2 protein-coding genes are annotated in these 20609 nt (G+C 51.6%); both read left to right on the forward strand.

The features are described 5' to 3' along the window. Window positions 1-19 precede the first annotated feature (19 nt). Window positions 20-18493, forward strand: coding sequence for a VCBS domain-containing protein (locus ADINL_RS12405; RefSeq protein WP_036548339.1), 18474 nt, complete (start codon window positions 20-22; stop codon window positions 18491-18493). Window positions 18494-18504: 11 nt separating this feature from the next. Next, window positions 18505-20601 (forward strand): ShlB/FhaC/HecB family hemolysin secretion/activation protein, encoded by a 2097-nt coding sequence (locus tag ADINL_RS12410; protein ID WP_161667753.1) that lies wholly within the window; start codon window positions 18505-18507, stop codon window positions 20599-20601. The last annotated feature ends 8 nt before the right edge of the window (window positions 20602-20609 follow it).

The raw sequence follows: 20609 nt of genomic DNA on the forward strand, positions 1-20609 counted from the left end.
ATCGCTGGGGGGTAACAACATGGGAAGCGCAGCACGCTATCTGCACCATGCGGCTGGTAAATCCTGGAAGCACCGGGCACTGCAACAGTGGCATAGCCTGATCAAGCGCTCGCTGGATACCCAGCGGGTGAATACTCAGCGTATGCCTGCCACTGAAGTGGAGCTGCTGGAACAGCGCTTTATGCTGTCCGGTGATCTGCTGGTAATCCCTCCGACATCTCAGGATCCTCAGGATTCAGTGATTAACCTGCAGCATCAGGCTGAAGCTGATCTGTTGGCCGACTACTCTCTCGGTGGTTTGCAGCAGGAAAGTCTGATTCATGAGCTGATCTTTATTGACACAGCTGTTGAGCAACCTGAATCCCTGATTGAACAGGCTCTGGGGCAGCGTGGTGATGAGCAGTCGCATGTTGAAGTTGTGTATCTGGATGCCGGTGCAGACGGCGTACAGCAGATCACGCAGTGGCTGACGCAGTATTCAAACCTGAAAGCGATACATATTATCTCCCATGGTGAGGCCGCCAGTGTGCAGCTGGGCAATACCACGCTGGATAATACGTCCCTCGATGCTTATGCCGAGGCGCTTTCAGGTTGGCAGTCGGCGCTGGCCGAAGGTGCTGATCTGTTATTCTACGGTTGCTCCGTTGCTGAAGGTGAAACAGGGCGCGCATTTGTTGAGCGCATTGCGGCATTGACAGGTGCGGATGTCGCTGCGTCAGATGATATGACCGGTGCTGAATCACTGGGCGGTAACTGGGTATTTGAATACACCACGGGCGTCATTGAAACCCAGGCGCTCTTCAGTGCAGGCCACACGGTCTATGACGCACTACTGGCCGATCTGACCTTTACAGATGAAACCAAGACTGTACTTTTGCAGGCGTTGGAAAACCTGGATGCATTAGGTAACCGGGCGCTCACTGATGCGTTAATCCATGCCGATATCGCCGGGCTCACCAGTACCCGTATTCTTGATCTGCTGAGTTTGAGTGGAGCAGACTTTGATCTGCACGATAAAGCCAATGCGTATTTTGGCGAAGGAAGCTCACATACTCTCTCTGGCCTGATCAGCTATCTGAATAGCAATAGCAGCCTGTTGCTGATTGATGGAGTACAAGGGGCGCTGACTGTTGATGCCAGCAACCCGGCGATGCCCATCTACGGCCTGCGCTTGACGGCCGACTTGCAGCGGGATTCATCGCATACAGTTTCGCTGACGCCAGCGGGTTATACGCTGGATGCTATCAATGCTGAGGCGGTGACACGTCTGCAGATGGTGCTTGAAGCCGGTATTCGCATGAATACAGATCCAGGTGTAGCGCCTGAAGGTTTTATCCGGGCAGAGCAGCTACACCTTGGCACGCAGATGACGGGTGAGGGCGGCTTTAGCCTGAACCTGGGTGCCAGCTTCACCCTGCAGGACCCCAATAATCTGGATAACACTCGCCAGATTACCAATTCTGAGTATGTTGACTCTCTGATTCAGCGTCATGTGACTGCTGATGCCCAGGGGCGCTTTGCCTTGAGTGGTGTCTCGCAGGAGGCAGCCTTTGGGGCTCAGGCCTATTTGGCGTTGCAGGGGGTATTGGCTGAGGATGCACTGAGTTTCAATTTTTACCGTGATGCCAGCTTGAGTGATGCTGCCATTCAGACACAACTTCAGTCTCTGCTGGCGGATTGGGCAGAGGTGGCTACTCAACTGGATCAGCTTGAAGCTCTATCCTTGCAATTGCCACTGGTGGACCAGTCACTCCTGTCGTTGATGATCACTGAGGATGGTCGAACCCTGGGTGATATCGTCCAACTGGGGTATTACCAGCCGGGTGGTGAATTTACCACGGTATTGCAACAGTATTTTGCTCAGGCGGGTGCCACCTATAGTGGCTTGATTCAGGAAATTGAAGGCTATTTATACGGCCGTGGTGCCTACAGTAGCCTGCAGGCTTTAATCTCAAGTGATTTCAGTGATTCGTTGTTTACTGTCACTGGCGGCCTGAACACTGATGGCACTGAGCTGGCATTAGGGCTGGATTTTGCGCTGAGCCGTGAGTTTCTGGCACAACTCAGCTTTGGTGATGCCCTTGCCAACCTTGGCTTTGCCTGGGGTGATGGGCAGGGTATTGCCCTGAATGCCCTGATGGATCTCACCTTTGATCATCGGATTACGACGTCTTCAGCCATGTTTGCGCTCAACAAGCTTGAGTTGCAGGTGAAGGCGCCCGATGGCACTTTCCATGCGCCAGCATTGCTGGGCGCTTTGCCGGTAGTTGCCACTGGCGAGCTGGAGTTTGACTCCGGCCGGGTGACTGTGACTGTCGATGGGAGTTCTGTTACCGCCGATACATCCACAACTGAGGTAACAGCTGGTCTGACGATGACGCTGAGCGGTGATCTGTTTGGTGTCTCGCTGGAAACCCTGGCAGGGGGTGTTCCCGGTGTGACGATCAGTTTCAATAACGGACTGGCAACAGACTGGGCAGCGATTGCCAGTTACACGCCAGATACCAGCATCACCAACTTTACTGCCTTGAGTGCACTGAGCAGCCTTGAACCGCAACAGCTCATGGATATGCTCTCGGATGTGGTGCTTTATCTGGAGTCCTTGCGTGATTCAGGTGAGTTTGACGGGTTGCTGCCGTTTACCAATGTGAATCTCGGGCAGACGCTGGACTTTAGTGAAGGACTTGCGGCGTTGTTCAATGAAGGGCTGCAAGCCGCGCGGCAGGAAATTCTGGCTAGTCAGGCCGTTTCGCCACGCCTGCCTGAGAATCTTTCTTTTGATTTGCAATTACAATTGCCAGGGCAGTCCGCTCTCTCCGTCGTTACCATAACTGTACTGGCGAGTGAAACCAGTCAGTTTACGCATATTAACCAATTGGCCAGTTTGATTGACCAAAAAATTTCACAGGCTGCCAATTCCTTGCTGGGTTGGCAGGTGATGGAGCAGGGAGTGCCCGTCACAGCCTTACTGCCCGTTGCAGTGGTAACGGAATTGGTCAAAGGTGGCATATTCCAGTCTGGACGTTATACCAATGCTCAACAGCAGCTTCGGTTACACACCAGTGGTGGTGATTTCCGTGTACGCTTGGGTGAGGGTAGCTGGTCAGCTGATATTTCCAGCTTTAGCAGTGCCATAGAGTTACAGCGTGTACTTGAGAACCTGCCAGAAGTGGGTAAGGGTAACGTACAGGTTACGGGTGAAGCGCGTAACTGGCAAATTACCTTTACCGGTGCACTGTCCGGTCAGGATGTTGTACCTCTCGAGATTGAGTTTTCTGCAAATGCCAAAGCAGGTGGTTTGCTGGAGGTCTCGGCACGAGACCTGGATCGTGTCGATGGGCTGACGTATGGACGTCTGGTAATCTCGCAAACCCAAACGGGCACCTTTGAGCGGTTACAGATAGCACCTTCCATGGGTGTGCAATTTGCTGAAGAACAGGCAGCAGCGCTGGATGTTGATGAGGATACGCCGGTACAGCCAGCGGTGTATCAGATGCAGTTGATACATGTTGCGGGTGGTCAGTTCAAAATCAGCTTTGCCTATGATGGCCAGGCATTTGAGACAGCATCCATCAGTCTGGAAGGGCCTGGTACCTGGAGTGATCGTATTGCGCTGGCGCTCAATAAAGCCATTAATGATGCTTACCGTGAACTGGATACAGAACATCAGGATCAGGTGTATCTGACCGTTGAACTGGCCCAGCAAGGGACGACCAATGATGGCATTCAGTCCTTTTTTATTGCCGCTAATATTCTGGATGTCAGTGCGGGTAAAGCTCTGGGAAATTTTTCTGCTGATATCAGCGAACTGCGTTCCCAGCCTGGTGTCCAGGTGTTTGTCAGTAACCTGCAAGAGGGCAGAGTCGGGACAACCCCGGAAGGTAAGCTGGATGAAATTCAGCGCCTGACATTTGCCAATGTGGCGGGTGGCAGTCTGCAGCTGTTGCTGAATCTGGCGGGTCAGCCTCTCGAGTCTGATGTGCTGGATTTAACTGCATCCGGCTCTCTTAAAACCGCCAGTCAACTGGCCAGTGATCTGGCTGATACACTTTACCAGATGCTGGTCAAGGTATATGAAGACCTGAGTCCGGATGCTGTTGAGGTATCTGTGGTTGCCGGTCAGGGATATACGTTTGATGTACGCTTTGGCGGTCAACTGTCCGGACAGAATATAGATACACTGGCCATTAATAAAACCCGCATCCTGTCAGCATCTGACTTTACAACAGGCTATGCTGATTTGACGCTGGCAGGTTTTCAGAAGACCGGCGACTCCATGCAGACTCAGTCCCGGCCTGCATTTTCTGACTGGTATGTGCTGATGGATCGTTTTCAGCAAGCAACGCACCGCTTGTTGAATAATACCCTGACGACAGACTTCGCTGAATTCACGATCAATCCACGTTTTGATTTGGCCACTCAAACGCTCTGGATGGATCTGTTTATTGGTTCCGGTATCCAGATTGATGCAGTTCAGCTGTTGCTGGATGAAAACGCTGGAGGCATGACGGACTTTAGCAGTGATGCCTGGATGGACCTCACTCATGAGAGCTTTTTTACCGGCTCACTGGGATTTGATTTGAGTCGCCCTCAGGCCATTTCACTCGTCGCTGCCGGGCCTGTAACTGGTTCTGCAACCGGTAGTATTGAGAATCCGGCTCTTGTGGACCAAACCTTGTCGCTTGGCTTTAATATCGACGGTGCTCAGTTTACGTTGGCAGATATTGTTGCGGCACAGCCAGCCAATGATGGATTTGCTTCAACTGCCGGTTCACAGGTGTCAGTGACCTCTCAGACCGGCTATATCAATAGCAGTGTCAGTGCATTTATTCGTGTCGATGGTCAGGTGCTGTCGGACAGTGAAATCAATGCTGAGGGTCGCAACCCCAGTCTGGCTCTGAAAGTTAACTCGAACCAGGATTATGTGGAAGCCATCGCTGCGCTGGAAGGTTCGATTGAGGTCGTCATTCAGATCAATGGTGTTGAGCGTGTCTTGTCTGTGGTTCCTGGGGTGACGGCAGATACGCTGAGGAACAGCATTAATGCTGCCTTTAATAACGTATTTGGCGCCACTCTGACCACTGATCGTCTGGTAACCATTCTGAATGCGGAGCTGGCAGCCATTTCAGGCACCGGTCCACTGGCAGGGTATAAGAATCTTGCCGGAGCGCTGTATTTCGAACAGACAGCAGAAGGTCAGCTACAGCTGCGTACTTTTGCTGCTGTGGATTTGATTGTGCTGACGCAACCCAGCACCGGAATGGGCTTTGTGGGTTTGGATGCGTTAGGTATCAGTATTGGCATGGAAAATGCCATCCGCCCTGCGCCCGATTTTGATTTTACACTGCCGTCTGATGGCAAACTGACAGCTGATGCTGTTTTCAAACTGCGTCTGGATAATGCCGAATCGATTGATATTACGGTGGCTGCTGCACTGACAGCTGATAATACATCCGTGGATGATCTGCGTGCTGATATTCAGCAAGTACTCAATACAACTGATATTTCTGCCCATGCGTATCTGGGTACTCTAGAGGGTGGGCTGGGGTATGTTCACCTGGGACAGCTGATCCGTGTGAATATTATTTCAACTGAGATTGATACCGGGTTAGAGATCAATTTTGGCAATGCTGAAGCCGAACCTGACGAGCAGCACTTTTATTATTTGGAACTGCAGGTTCTGGGTAATACCATTGCACGTGCCCAGATAGAGATGGCAGATGAGGGTAATATAGGTAATCGCGAACTGGGGCTGGTTGCCCGACAGGCCATCAAAACCGCTGCTGTGGCAATGAAACTGCAAGATGCCAAGGTCGCCGGTCAGTTTAGTGCTCAGATGCAGACCAATGGATCAGCATCCGGGCAGCAAGGGTTACTCAAGCTGATCTTTGGCGATCTGAGCATTACCGAGGGCGCTTATCAGGGGGCATTCGAGTATTCCTTGGTGGATGTGCTCCAGGGCAATGCCGGGATACTGGACTTTAATGCTGCACTGGACAGCGTGCTGGTACAGGGAGCGCAGTTGGGTTTGACGGCTGATACGCCAGTACGGGATAGCGCCAGTTTGCTGTTCACTCCCTTCAATCAGTTAGGGCAGACACTACGGGATGTCGGGCTGACGATCGGTTTCAAGAGCTTTACCCTCAATAATCAAAATTATGAAGCGTTTGATCTCGAAGTTGTACTGCGTAAGGCTGCCACGCAGGATAATACATCCGTTGCAGATCTTGCTGCTGATTTGAATGCCGCGATTCATGCAGCGCTGGATGCGCATTTTAATGAAGCAGTTAATCCGTTTGCAGGCCATGTATTTGTGGTTGCTGATGACTCTGGCCGTTTCGACAAGCTGCGTTTCATTACGTTTGCACATGGTGAAGGTGCTACTCGGGCTGAACAGCAAAAAGTACAGATGACGCTACGTAACCGTTTGCTGGTGGATGAGTTTACGGCTGATGGTTTAGTCTGGTCCGATGCTACACAAGCGGCGATTACCCTGGATGCCATACAGGTCAGTATTCCGGAAGGGTTTAAGGATCAGTTTGGCCAGCTTTTGGCTGCACCAGATGTGAATGGCTCACTGGTGCTGAATCTGGGTAATGCTGCAGATACACTGACGCATGCAGACACAACTGCTGACACTACGGGTGAACTACCCGATTTCGGTCTGTATCAGGGACTGGCAGTGCAAAACTGGGATGGTCTGCTGGATGACTTGACCCAGTTGGCATCCTTGCTGGGTAATCTGGCCAATATGGGTGAACTCAATCTGTTTGGCCAGAAATTGCCGACACTGAACAAATCCTTGCATGAATTGCTGGCGCTGCAGCAGCATTTCAATCAGGTATATGAAGCACTCAGTCAGATTGAACAGGCCAGTTTGCAAACTCTGCAAGCCCTGCTGGAGTCAGCGTTCGGTCTGGAAAGCCAGGTGATTGATTTTTATCTGGATACAGATCGCCAGGCCCTGGTGATGAACATTCCGTTTACGCTGGAGTTTGATTCACTGGAGCAGTTTAACCTGCTGCTGGCCGATGCACGTTTGATCCAGATGTTTTCGGCGGCTGATCAGGCGCTGTTGAAAGAACTGCTGGGGCCTGCCCTGAGTATTACCGATGCGAATCGGGAAAGCCTGATGCGACTGTTCCGTGAAGTCAGTTTTAATCTGGAACTGGGTATCGATCTGGCTGTAGAACAAGGCGGAGAGGAGAACTCAAATCTGGGCCGTCTGTTCCTGTTTGATGCACGTGATGAAGGTGGCAGCCAGGCGGGTACATTTATGCAGTTCCGTCTGTTCAATGATGCCGATCAGACGTTGAATTTCACCTCTCCTGTAACGCTGTATGACTTACAGATTGCTGGTGGTGAGGTTGAACTGGATCTGCAGGGCGGATACGCGCTGAACAATGCGGCAGGGCGGCTGTATCTGGGTGAATATGCTGATTTGGTGGTCGCTTCTCTGTTACCTTTGCCGGGTAACCTGCCCAATACCGATGGGGTCAATGCGGTTAAGGCGGTTAAACAGCAGGCATTCGATCTGTCGTTGACGGGTGATATTGAAACACGCCTGCCTTTGAGTATTGTCGTATCGGATCGTCTGGCAGACCTGACGACTCAGGAGTTGCCGGTGTTCGTCAATCCTATGCCGGTGGGTACTGCTGACATTGCTTTGCGTGACCTGGGGAAAATCTTGAACCGGATGCTCGGTGACAGCCTCAGTCTGAATACACAAGTGCTCGAAGCCGCCCGTCCTTCGCTGGCCAGCTCGGGCAGCAGTGACCTGGATCAGGACGGTGTCCCGGGTGATACCGCTGATGAATCGGGTTTGCCCGGCCTCGATCTGACTCCGGGCAATCCACTGACCGGTGGAGAAGGGCAAACAACCCAGCCCAGTGAGGGTATACAATTACCCATTTTTGATGCACCGGAAGTGCAGCCAGGCAGTGACGGCTTTGATCTGAGCATCATTCTTCCAAATCTGGGCGGTTGGCAACAGACCTTCCTGGAAGTGCTTCAGAATGCCGGTCTGGGTGAAGATTTCTGCGATCCGGATGGCGTCAGAATGAAAAGCGCGCCATTACTCTTTTTGCTGAGTGATCCGGCATTTGTGGTGGAAACGCTGGATACCGTGCTGGGGGCTTTCCAGAGCGTAATTGATACGCTGACATCCGGACTGGTCGGGCCGATCATTGGTCCGGAAGCTCTGAAAGAGATGACCCAGTTTGTTGCTGGCCTGCGTGAAGGTTTTGTCAGTACATTGACCAACGCGCTTAACTCCGTCATTTTCAATTACGGTAGTCTGGATAATGCCTTGCGTATGGTGTTGTTCGATCTGCTGTATCACCCGGATAATCCCTATCTGAACTTCCTGCGTGATTACAATGGTGACGGTATCATCACACCGGATGATATCGTGCTTGAGTATATTGCTCAGGATTCTGACCAATACACCTTTGTCAATATTCCTGAGCTGACTGGATTGTTGGAAGCGGAGCAGCTCTGGGCGATTCGCAACCTGACCGAAGGGGGACAGCGTACTGGTTGGGTGGCGTCCGGTGAGCGTCTGCAGCAAACGGATGCCGACGGTAACCCGGTTTTCCGGGATAGCACTGGTGAAGCCTTTATTCGCGTGCCTCAATTGGATGAGCAGGGTGACCCACGTCAGGACGAAGATGGCAACCTTTTGTTTGAATACTATGCTGCCGTACGTGTCAATGTGGCTGCTGAGGGCGAGCCTCCCGTCTATGAGATTCAACCACGTGTAGGTGCTGAAGCAGTTGAACTGGATGCCGACAAGCTCAAACCCTGCTTTTTGGGAATTGCCGGCCAGGTCATTGTGGATCTGACCTATCAGGACCTGTTTGGCGGTTTCTGGTATCGCGAGAACATGGCCGGTGATCCGGATTTCCTGACAGATGATCAGGCCGCGGCGATTGAGGCCTATTTGGCATCCGACACCTTCCTTGCGCTTTTCCCCGGTTGGGATGGCGAGTTGACTACAGAGGTCATTGAAGCTGTCCGTGAAGAGTTTATCAATGACAGTGATTTGCGCGAACTGAAATTTATCAGCTACACAACCGAGCAGATTCGTGCCTCAGAACAGTTGGTATTTGCTCAGAGTAGTGCTGTTCAGTTTCGGATGAACCTTGGTCAGACCATTGCGCTGCCAGATTTGTCTGTTGATTTTGATATCGGCGTTCCAGGTCTGAACCTGGCCATTGATGGCGGTCTGGGTGTCAGTCTGGACTGGGACTTTTTCCTGGGATTCGGACTGGATGTCAATCAGGGATTTTATCTGGTTGCCAATATGCCGGGGCATGCAGGTATTGGTCAGGTGACGGAGTTTGCTGAAAATAGTCAGGCTCTATACGGCAAGTCCTGGGTAGCGACTGGCTTTATCGATACCGGTATTTTGCGTGATGCAGCCGGATTCCCGATTGATGCAGATGGCAATCGCATATTGAATGATGATGGATTGCCACTGAGCTCCGAAGAAGAAGCAGACTATGCTGATGCTCTGGTATCGATGGATCCGCACATCAGCAATCTATGGTCACTGGATGATGATGTTGAAGTGGCTGAAATCCAGTTCCAGATACATGCCTATCTGGCTCCTTCACCGAATGAAACCAATTTCTATGAGCAGCGTGTGGTTGAAGAGTTTTTCAACCTGGACACAAAACAGATCGAAAAGCGTTTTGTTAAAAATGCCGGGCAGTATGTATACGAAGTCGTGTATACCGATCAGCCCAAGCTGGATTCCGCAGGTAATACGCTTTATGAACTGGCCTGGGAATATGAAACTGAAGTCGTAGATGAACGTGAGCAAATCAAGTATGAAGCCCTGCTCAGTGCCGCGGGGCAGTTTGTTTACCGACGCCAGACCAGTAACGGCCAGTATGAGTACAAGCAGGAGGCAACCCGGCTGACAGATACCGGTGGCTGGGAGTTACTGCTCAAAACCGATCGTTTTGGCGACCCGATACCGATCTATAAACTGGATGGCAATGGTGAACGCATTGCTGTCATGGTTGATGGTGAGCAGGCATTGATGACTGATCGCTTTGGTCGTTATGTCCCTCAGTATGAGGCGCTGCGCGCACCTGCCAGCCTTCAGGCTGAGCTGATGTTTATGAATGGCACCATCACGGATAACTACTCGGGTTGGATCAAGGATAATGAAGGACGCGTCTGGGGTGATCGTGAAGCCTGGCAAGACGATACCTTCGGCACCATCTGGTATGACGATCAGTCCAACTTTGATGCCTGGGGTGTCAGTGACACGCTGTTTGATGGCAAAACCGGCTATGAGGGATCTCGTACCCAGTTTTTGGCGCGTTTTGAAATTGATTTGACAGATAATGCCTCATTGGGATTCAGCTCCGGCGATACCTGGGGGCTGAGTGATGGGCTTGCGGGTGAGCTGGATGATTTTCTGGATGGTACGTTTGGCGGCAGTGATGGGCGTCTGACGTACAATGTACTGACTTCGAATGATCTCAGTGACCTGTTTGAGACAAACTGGGAAGCCTATGCCCAGATTAATCTGCATATGCGTCTTGGCGTCGGCTTTGGTGATGCTATTCAGCCAGATCTGTTGCCAGCGATTGAGGGTAACTTTCACCTGACCTGGTCTGCGGCCAAAGAAGATCCGGATCAGCCCGAGTGGCAGCAATGGATGGAACGCTTCGAAGCGCTGACATCGAGTGATTATTATTCATTGTTTGCCGATCAACCTGGTGTATGGATGACCGATATTGCACTGGATATGGGGACGTTTTTTTCCAACTTCCTCGAACCGGTCATTAATGTTATTTCGGTAGTCACAGACCCGTTTGCACCGGTGATAGAGCAGTTGACCAAGCCGATTCCCGGTATTTCCGACCTGATGCGCAAGAATTACTCGCTGGTGGACATGGCGGTTGATTTCTCCAAGATCAGTGGTGGTAATGCCAAAATAGACTTTATCGTTTCGCTGATCAGTCTGTTCGATACCATCAACAGCCTTAAAGCAGTCATAGATGCTGGCGGCTCGACAGTTAAACTGCCGGTCTTTGATGTACTGTTACTGGCTGGGAACAGTCATTCACAGTTTGCGTTGGATAATGTACTCAACTATATCGGTGGTGTGGTTGACTTCGGCTCCGTCGCCAAGGCGATTCCGGGTGAAACAACCATTTCGCTGGATGACGGCATGAATGATTTTTTTGCCGCACTGGAAAAACCTGCTAATGCTTTGCAATTCCCGATTATTGATAATCCGGGAGATGCAGTTCTTGGATTACTATTCGGTAAGCCTATTGATCTGGTGACCTATACTCCGCCAGATTTAGAGGTTGCGGTCGGCTTTCGTAAAAGCTTCCCGGTTTATCCGCCTCTGTTTGTCGGCGTCGGTGGTGAAATCAAATTGCAAGCCTTTATCACACTTGGGTTCGATACCTATGGTGTGATCAAGTTCCTAGATAGCAAAAATGTCATCGATATCATGGATGGTTTCTATATTAGCGATAATATAGATTCCAAAGGCGTGGATCAGCCTGAGGTTATTCTGTCAGCAGAGCTGGTTGCGTTTGCTGAATTGAATGCCTTTATTGCCCGTGGTGGTGTAGAGGGCGGTATCCGTTTCGAAGGAACTCTGGATCTTTGTGATCCTGATCAGGACGGCAAGGTTCGCGGTTCAGAAATCTACGCGATACTCGATAAAAATCCGGCAGGGCTGGTGAGTATCGACATGCGCGCTTCTGCATTTATTCGTGCTTATCTGGAATTACTGGCACTGATCAAGTATGTACGGGTGTGGGAACACACCTTTATGGATATCACGCTGTTTGAGTGGTCACTGAATTTTTGTGATCAGGATCCAGTACTGGCCTCCATGGACGGTACTGTATTGGTACTCAATACAGGCTCGGGCTTTGCTGGGGTGGATGGCTATCCAAAAATCAGCTTTGATGCTTCAGATCGTTTGCGTAAAAGTACTGAAGACGGCGATGAGCATTACACCTTAAGTCTGTCTGGCAGCAATATCGAGATTGTCGCCGTTCTGCCCAATGGACAGGAGTACACCCAGACCTACCGTCGTGCCACTGCTGTGCATGGCTATAGTGGTGTGGGTACGGATGTGTTTGATGCACGAGAGCTAGGTGACATTCCCGTCTATTTTGTTGCAGGTAGCGGTGATAACACCTTCTATGCCAGTAATGCGGCCAGTGGCAACGTACTGATCGGCGGTACGGATGGCGTGGCTCGTCTCTATGGTGGCAGTGGCAATGATATGTTGATTGCCCGGGGTGGCCAGACCATTATGGAAGGTCAGGCAGGTGATGACACTTACCGTTTCCTGGGTGAGTGGGGCCAGGTCACCCTTAATGACACCCAAGGGCGCAACATTCTGGATTTCAGTGCTCAAACCCGCAGCGTTACCTTTGATGATGCAGCGTTAAATGCTGTTCAAGGCCGTAATCTGGCACAGTGGCAAGTCAGTACGCAGATTGATCTGGTCAAGGGAGGTCAGGGGAATGACTGGCTGAACTTCTCTGGTAATGCCCAGAACCTGATGGTGACACTGACCGGTTTGAATGCCGGCTGGGTAACCAATAGTACCAGTGGTATGGGGCAGGTCAATTTGCCTGCCAACGGTACTCAACAGGGCGCTGCAGAAACCTCGGGACAAGGGTTTACCTTTACCGGCTTTGAAAACGTGTTGGGAGGTAAAGGCAGCGATGTCTTCCGGATTCAGGCAGGTGCATCAGTGAGCGGCAGCTTGCGTGGTGATACGGGTAGTGATAATGCCAATGCTCGTAACACTATCGATTTTTCTGAATTCACTCAAAGCGTACAGGTTGATCAGACGGGCAACAGCCGGTTTGGTGGCAGTAATAACATCTCGGTTCGTGGTTTCCATAATATGTTTGGGGGTGCCGGAGATGATCTGCTGATCGGTAATGGCTATAACAACCTGATTGTCGGTAATGGTGGCAGTGACAGCCTGAGTGCGACTGGCGGCCACAATCTGCTGGTGGCGGATAGCTTCCGTACCTACCGTAATGGCGATAACTCAGCCGCAGCAATTCAGGTCAGTGATTATACCAGCCTGCAGTTGGCCGGGCTGGCCGGAGGTCATGGCAATGATGGGCGCATGTGGCTTTGGAAAGATAAAACACTCGAATCTATCAGTCAGGGTGGTGGCAGTCAGGTACTGCGAGGTGCCGCAGGCAATGATATTTTGATGGGATCACTTGGCAGTGATCGTATCTTCTCGGGTGAAGGCAATAACACCATTATGGCCGATCTGGGCCTGATACGTGTTGATTTCAACTACAACCTGCCTCTTTATATGGAAAGTTTTGGCGCGGCCGGTGGTGGCAATGATGTCATTTTCCTGGGTGGAGGCAATAATCTTGTCATCGCTGGCAATGGCAATGATCGCATTACGGCTGCTGACCGGGCTGATAGTTTGAATATCATTCTCGGTGATAATGGTCGTATTGGATTCAAAATGGATCAGCGGACTTTTGCGTTGAATGCAGAAGGTTTGCGCATGCTCGATTTTGTCGAAGCACCGGTCAATGAGATGGGTGGCACAGGTGGTAATAACCTGATTCAGATGGACAGTGGTTCAGCCATTATCTTTGGTGGTGCAGGCAGTGATGCCATCATTATGTCAGCCTCCAGTTCAACCGCTCAGAATGCACGCTTCATTGCCGGTGATCACGCACGTATTGAAACGGATGCAAATGGTGGCGTAGTGCTGTTCAAGACACTTGATGTTGAGAACAGCACGGGTGGTGATGATTTTATTCGCATAGGTGATGGTGCAGACAGCGCTCTGCGTCACCTGGGTAGCAACTTTATTCTGGGTGGGATGGGGTCCGATACGATTCTGATTTCGGCACACTATGATCAGGATGGACAGTTGATTCGCGGGCAGGCCCAGAGTGAAGACATCATTATCGGTGATAATGGCGAGATTCGCTGGACGGTGTCAGGTAATGGTAAACCTAACCTGATGCAGAGTGTGCGCACCCTGGAGGATGACAAAGGCGGTGATGACATCCTGGTCACCGGAAATGGCGGTAAGGTGATTTTGGGTGGCTTTGGTGCCGATGAAATCACCGCGCTGGATGGCACGCATATTGTTTTCGGTGACAATGCCGAGCTTCTGTATGATGCCGTTGCATCCAATGGTGTTTTACGTCTGGCGCAATCCAAAAACGAAGTATTGGGTGGCAATGACATCATCACCCTGGGAGAAGGCTTCAAACTGGTCAGTGGCGGTATAGGTGATGACCAGATTCTGATTGATGCCGAAGGAACGCCGGAAGCCTTTGGTGTTGCCTGGGATGCCGAGGGTGGTTTTCTGGCAGGTGTCACCGGAATTTCAGCAGTGGTGACCGGATTTGCTGGCGCACTGACTGTTCCGGCTCAAGAAGCCCGTGGTCGTACGGGTCGTTATATCGCAGGTGATAACCTGCGTGCGACCTTTGACCTGAGGGGAGGGCTGACCAATCTGGTAACAACAGATCAGATTGCAGCGACAGGCGGAGCAGACCAGATCACGATTGGTCGTCAAAACACCACGGCTTACCTGGGATTGAATGTCGTCTTTGGTGGTATGGGTGGTGATCAGATTCTGGTGCAGTCAGGCAGTATGGCTGAGAACGTCATTTTTGGTGATAACGGTCAGTACAACCGTCAGGCGCTCAGTTACCAGATGCTGTCCTTGATTAGCACGGTGCCCAATTCCGGCGGCAACGATAACATCCGTGTTGGCTCGGGTGACAATATTCTGATTGGTGGCTTCGGTAATGATACGCTGCGAATTGATTCGGATGATCAACACGCCTTGATTGCAGATCATTACAATCGCAGCATCCTGCTGGGTGATTCGGGTGAAATTCTGTTCTCTGGTGGGGCGCTTCAACGTATTGAAAGTCTGGCGTTTAATGCGGGTGGCAGCGATACCGTGACCATCGGTGATGGTGATGTGACGTTTGTAGGTGGTTTTGGCGGTGATACTCTCAATATCAATTCCAACCGTACCGCATTCCGTATTCTGGCAGGTGATAATGCCCGCCTGGTATTTTCGCCGGTACAGGATATTCGTCAGCAGGCGGCCAGCCTGACACGTATCATTACACTGGACCAGGTTGCGGCGACCGGTGGTAATGATGTCATGAATATTGGCATTCCGGGTGCCAATACCGGTGATATGGGTGAAGTCATTGCGTTGGGTGGCGTGGGATCGGATGCGATTCGTATATCGGGTGAGCGTGCCCGGGTCACGTTGATTGGTGATAACGGCGAGGTCCAGCGTATAGCCGGGCACAATGGTCATCGACAGCTGGTGACCAGTCTTGATCCGACTCTCGGCGCTGGTGGTACGCTGCATACTGTCGCAGGAGATTACGTCATTATCGGTGGTTCCGGCGGTGATAATATTCGTGCAGGCAAAGGCACCGGTGTGGTGTTTGGCGACCATGGCCGTATCAATTATTCAGCAGATGGCTATCTGAGTTCATTGACCAGCTTGTCAATTGCCCAGGGCGGGAATGACACCATTGAACTGGGTGTGGGCAGTGGAATTGACGGTGACAAGTATGTCATCGGTGGTGTCGGATCTGACAATATTACCCTGAGTTCTAACCGGGGCTCTGCAGCTCAGCCTATCGAACGGGCGATTGCCGGTGATAACGTCAGTATGGCGTTTGATGCCCTCGGACGACTCACCAGTTTCACGACGCTGGACAGTGAACTGGCTACGGGCGGTAATGACCGGATTACGTTAAGTATGTCTGGTGACCGTGAAGGATATGCCATAACCGATTACAACGTAGTCGCAGGCGGGATGGGAGATGACGAGATCATCATTCAGGGCGCTACCCGCAGTGATGATGTTGTTTCGGGTGATAATCTGGATTATCGCCGCAGTATCGATCCGGCTGGCGAGCGCCAGCACCTGTTTGCCGGTGTTCTGGTACCAACTGCAGGTGGAAATGACACGATCCGTGTGGGAGCGGGTGACAAAATCCTCTTTGGTGGCCAAGGCAACGATCGTATCACCGCGAATACAGAAGCAGGTGATCGCACCATTCTGTTCGGGGATGCCGGTAATGCGGTGTTTAACAGCAATGGTAATGGCGAACTGATTCAGTTGCTTTCTACTGCTGCGCAGCAGGGGGGGCAGGATAACCTGACAGTCACAGGTGGTGAGCTCTTCCTGTTTGCGGGCATGGGGCGTGATACGGTGATCGTCACCGGCAATGATGATGCGACGCGTGTCATCAGTGGTGCCAGTGCCCAGGTCAACTTTGATCAAGGGGTTGCCGTGCTGCTGCAAAGTGCTGGTCCTGACCAGGTTGAACCGGGCACTGCCGATACACATTTCATCCTTCCGGATACGGGTATTAATTTTGTCATTGGTGGCCCTGGCTTCGATACCTTGACGGGTAGCCAGGGTAATGCACATAGATTGCTTCCGGGCAGCGGCTCGATCAACCTGCTGACACGTGTTGTAAGCGTCGTGGTGCTCGGTGATGAGGGTGAACTGGGTTTTTCTCTGGATGGAGAGTATGCCACGGGGCTGGCTGATGAGAACGGTATCTACCTGACACGCCCCGGGCGTGACTTTGTCCGCCCTGTGACAATCGTTGACCCGGATGATCCCGACCCGGTCGATCCCGAAGATCCGACTGAGTACACCTATTTTGGGGTTGGCAGTGTAACAGAAGATGTGGTGAACCAGGTTTCTGGCCGTATTGCCTATCCGGCCCTGGAAGGCGGTTTGGCGACCTTCGATACACAGCAGAACAGCCAGGCTGGTCTGTATGGCTATCTGACCGTACTTGAGAATGGTGCCTGGCGCTATCACCTCGCACATGATGCCAGTGGCTTTAATGCTGAGCTGAATGTGCAGGTACAGGCGCTGACGGATGCAGATCAGCGTACAGAGTATTTCACTGTGACAACCATCGATGGCAGCACGACCACCATTATTATCACGGTGAATGGGCGCACGGATACTCCTGCTGATGTGATGGCTGAGATAGAGGAAGATGCACAGATACTGAGTCTTACAGGTCGTGTACTGGATCCGAATGACGCCGAACAACGCACAGTATTCCAGCCAGCTGAAACAAGTGGTGTTTACGGTGTCCTGCAACTGCATGCCGATGGTCACTGGAAGTATCTGCTGGATAATGACAAGGCACAGTCGCTACGTGAAGGAGAGCAGGCTGTGGATCTGTTTCTGGTGCAGACACTGGATGGTGCTGTCAGCCAGATTGCGATCACCGTTGTGGGTGTCAATGATGTGGCATCTATCGAAGGAGATGTATCTGCTGAACTGATCGAAGATGCACTGGATGCCGAGCTTCAATTGCGTGCTGAAGGCCAATTGCGCGTCATCGATCCCGATGCTGGTGAGGATCGCTTTGATTTGCTGCGTATTGAAGCTGCTCCGGGTGCCATTGGCCATCTGCAGTTAAGTGCTGAGGGCGATTGGGTATACAGCGTACGTAATGGTGATATCCAGTTCCTTCACGAAGGTGAAATACGTGTTGAAGCCTTCCGGGTGTATTCACTGGATGGTACGGCATCAGAAGAGATCCATATTACGCTGATCGGTGTGAATAATCCTGCGCAGGTGTCCGGTCAGTTCAGCGGAGCTGTGGTTGAAAAACAAACCCAGAGGGCTTCGGGCAGCTTGACTGTTGTGGATGCGGATCGGGATCAGTCAGCCTTCCAGGCTACCACGTTGAACAGCGTGTACGGCCAGCTGCAGATGACAGCTCAGGGGCAATGGCAGTACCAGCTGCAGGCGGACAGTCAGGCATTACGTGATTTGAATCGAGATCAGGTGGTCTATGATCGTTTCACTCTGCATACCCTTGATGGAACCGCTTTCACAGTCGAAGTACGCATCACTGGTGAAACAGGTGTCCGCGAGGCAGGCCAGGCAGCTGATGCACTAAACACTGGAGGAATGATCGACTGGGCAGCAACTGCATCAACCACTTCTATACAGACACACTACAGTTCAGGGCTGACTACAGACACCGACGTATCTGATGATGACACAACCCCGGTGGTTGCTGTCAGTCTGCAAACCCTGGGACAGCAGCGCTTTGTACAGTCTCAGACGGTTAACCCATCGATAATCGGGGTGCAGCTGCGTACTGACCTGATGAAGGGATTGATGGAGCAGGGGCAGCAGATGGAAACACAGCCACCGTCTCAAACTGCGGGGCCAGATGAATCCAATGTCCCAGAGGAAGGCATCACCAATGAGGCAGAGGTCAGTGACCTGTTGCTATCAGATGAGTCTTCTGACAGTGATGCTGAGGTAACAAATGACATGGATGACGTATTGATTATGGAGGATGAAACCGAAACAGAGATCGATGATGCCGCCAGTCTGCAGGAACTTCAGGCCGTGGCTCAGAGTGCCGCGTTAACAGCCCGTCCTGGACGTATTTTCTGGGGCTGGAACGGATGAAATCAGACACTATGAACCGAGTATTATCCATGCAGGTCAGTAAAACATCGCAATATCATGCAACAGACTATCTCACTTATGCTATTCGACTGGCGTTGATTGGTATGGTCTGTGTACCTGTGCATACGGCTGTACAAGCCAGTGATGCCAATTACCAGGTCACCAGTGTCTTCTATGATCCGGATTCTGCTGTCAATCAGCTTCAGCCTAATCGCAGTGATATGCGTATACCTCAGCGTATGCAGGGACGTGTTGTTGTCAGGGCTCCTCGGCCAATTCAGGTGGATCCAGTATTGACTGCTCCGGTTGAAAACCTGGAACAGCGTCGTTTTTCGCTGGATGCGGTCCGCATGCTGGATGCTCAGCTGTTTGATGAGCAGGAGCTCATGGCTGTTATGACTCCCTGGACGGAACGTCAGCTTTCCTTTGCCGAGTTCCAGCTGGCAGCACTGACATTGCTGGAGCATTTACGCGAGCATGGCCACCCTGAGGCGGTATTGCGTTTTTCCCAGATGCAGTTTCTTGAAAATCAGCAGGTAGCTGTTGCAATTGAAGGATTGGCGCCTACTGATTCCTATCAGGACGGAGCGCCTCGTATTCAGGTTGCCGGGTTTGATGTGCGTGGTGTGACGCTTCTGGATGACGCTCAAGTACAGGCACACCTGGCTCCCTGGTCTGGACGGGCACTGAGCGTGGATGAGTTGAGTGAAGCGGCCGAAGCCGTAGCTCAGTTGTTGCGTGACCAGGGATATGCTCTGGCTCAGGCCTGGTTGCCACCCCAGGAAATTGCTGAGGGGCGGGTACAGATAGAGGTACTCGAAGGTGTTGTGGATGGATTATCTGGTCAGCAAGGGATCACAGTGGCGGATACTCAGCGGATCAAGTCTGAAGTCATCGCTGGGTATTTGGCTGAAGGCGTGGTTGCTGGTGAGCCTATAAATATCAATGCATTAGAGAGACAAGTTCGTCTGTTAAATGAAATGCCGGGTATTCGCAGTGTCCAGGCCGATTTGGCGCCTGGTTCTGTAGCGGGCACTACTCAGGTTATTGCCGAGGTAGAAGAACAGCCATTATTAACCACCGCGCTGACAGTCGATAACTATGGCAGCAAATTCTCTGGTGAAGAGCGACTGGGTATCAATCTGAACTTGAACAGTCCTATGGGCTATGGTGAACAATTTTTTGTCAACTATACCGGATCTGATGGTACCAACAGCTATAAACTTGGTGTACATGCACCGGTTGGTTATTCAGGGCTGCGTGTGGGTGCATCTTATGCTGCGCTGGATGTCGAACTTAAAGAAGGCAGTATTGCCCCGCTGAACCAGAGCAGTGACTCTGAATCTTTCTCGTTGTTTGCCAACTACCCTCTGGCACGCAGTGCTGCACAGACGATCGACCTGTTTGCCAGCCTGGATCATAAAACCTACAAGAACAATTATCCGGATTTTGGATTTTTTGATAATCAGCGTGATATCAGCAGTTTGACATTAGGTGCGAGTGGCAGCCAGATAGACCGCTATCAGGGCAGGACAGGTTGGGGAATATCACTGACTCAGGGAGATCTGTCATTAAAAGGCAGCGGGGATAGCAGTACTGAAGGCAGCTTTACCAAGGGTAATTTCAATATATCACGTTTGCAGGCATTACCAGCCGATCAATGGTTTGTGTATGCCAGCCTGAGCGGACAGCTGGCTAGCGGTAATCTGGACAGTGCGGAAAAATTCCAGCTTGGCGGACCGATGGGTGTACGCGCCTGGCCCGTGGGTGAGGCCATCGGTGATCATGGCTGGTTAGCCAATCTGGAACTGCGTCGTAATCTGGGGAACCAGGGGGACGCCAATTTCGAAGCCTTTGGTTTTTATGACATCGGCGGCGTCACGCAATATGCCAATTCAGGCAGTGCTCCGGCCTATTCCGGGCCGAACACCTATGAATTGGGCGGTTATGGTGTGGGGCTGAGTATGACCTACAGCGACACTGGCAATGTCCGTCTGGTGTATGCCCAGAAAGATCGAAGCAATCCCAATCCCACCGCCAGTGGTACCGACAGTGATGGCACGGATCAGTCAGGGCGTATCTGGCTGATTGGTACCTTGTTATTCTGATAGAGGCA

This window comes from Nitrincola lacisaponensis, from assembly GCF_000691225.1.
Taxonomy (GTDB): Bacteria; Pseudomonadota; Gammaproteobacteria; order Pseudomonadales; family Balneatricaceae; genus Nitrincola; species Nitrincola lacisaponensis.

Coding starts and splice junctions, on each gene's coding strand:
- ADINL_RS12405 (WP_036548339.1), top strand. CDS start 20: ATGGGAAGCGCAGCACGCTATCTGCACCATGCGGCTGGTAAATCCTGG.
- ADINL_RS12410 (WP_161667753.1), top strand. CDS start 18,505: ATGAACCGAGTATTATCCATGCAGGTCAGTAAAACATCGCAATATCAT.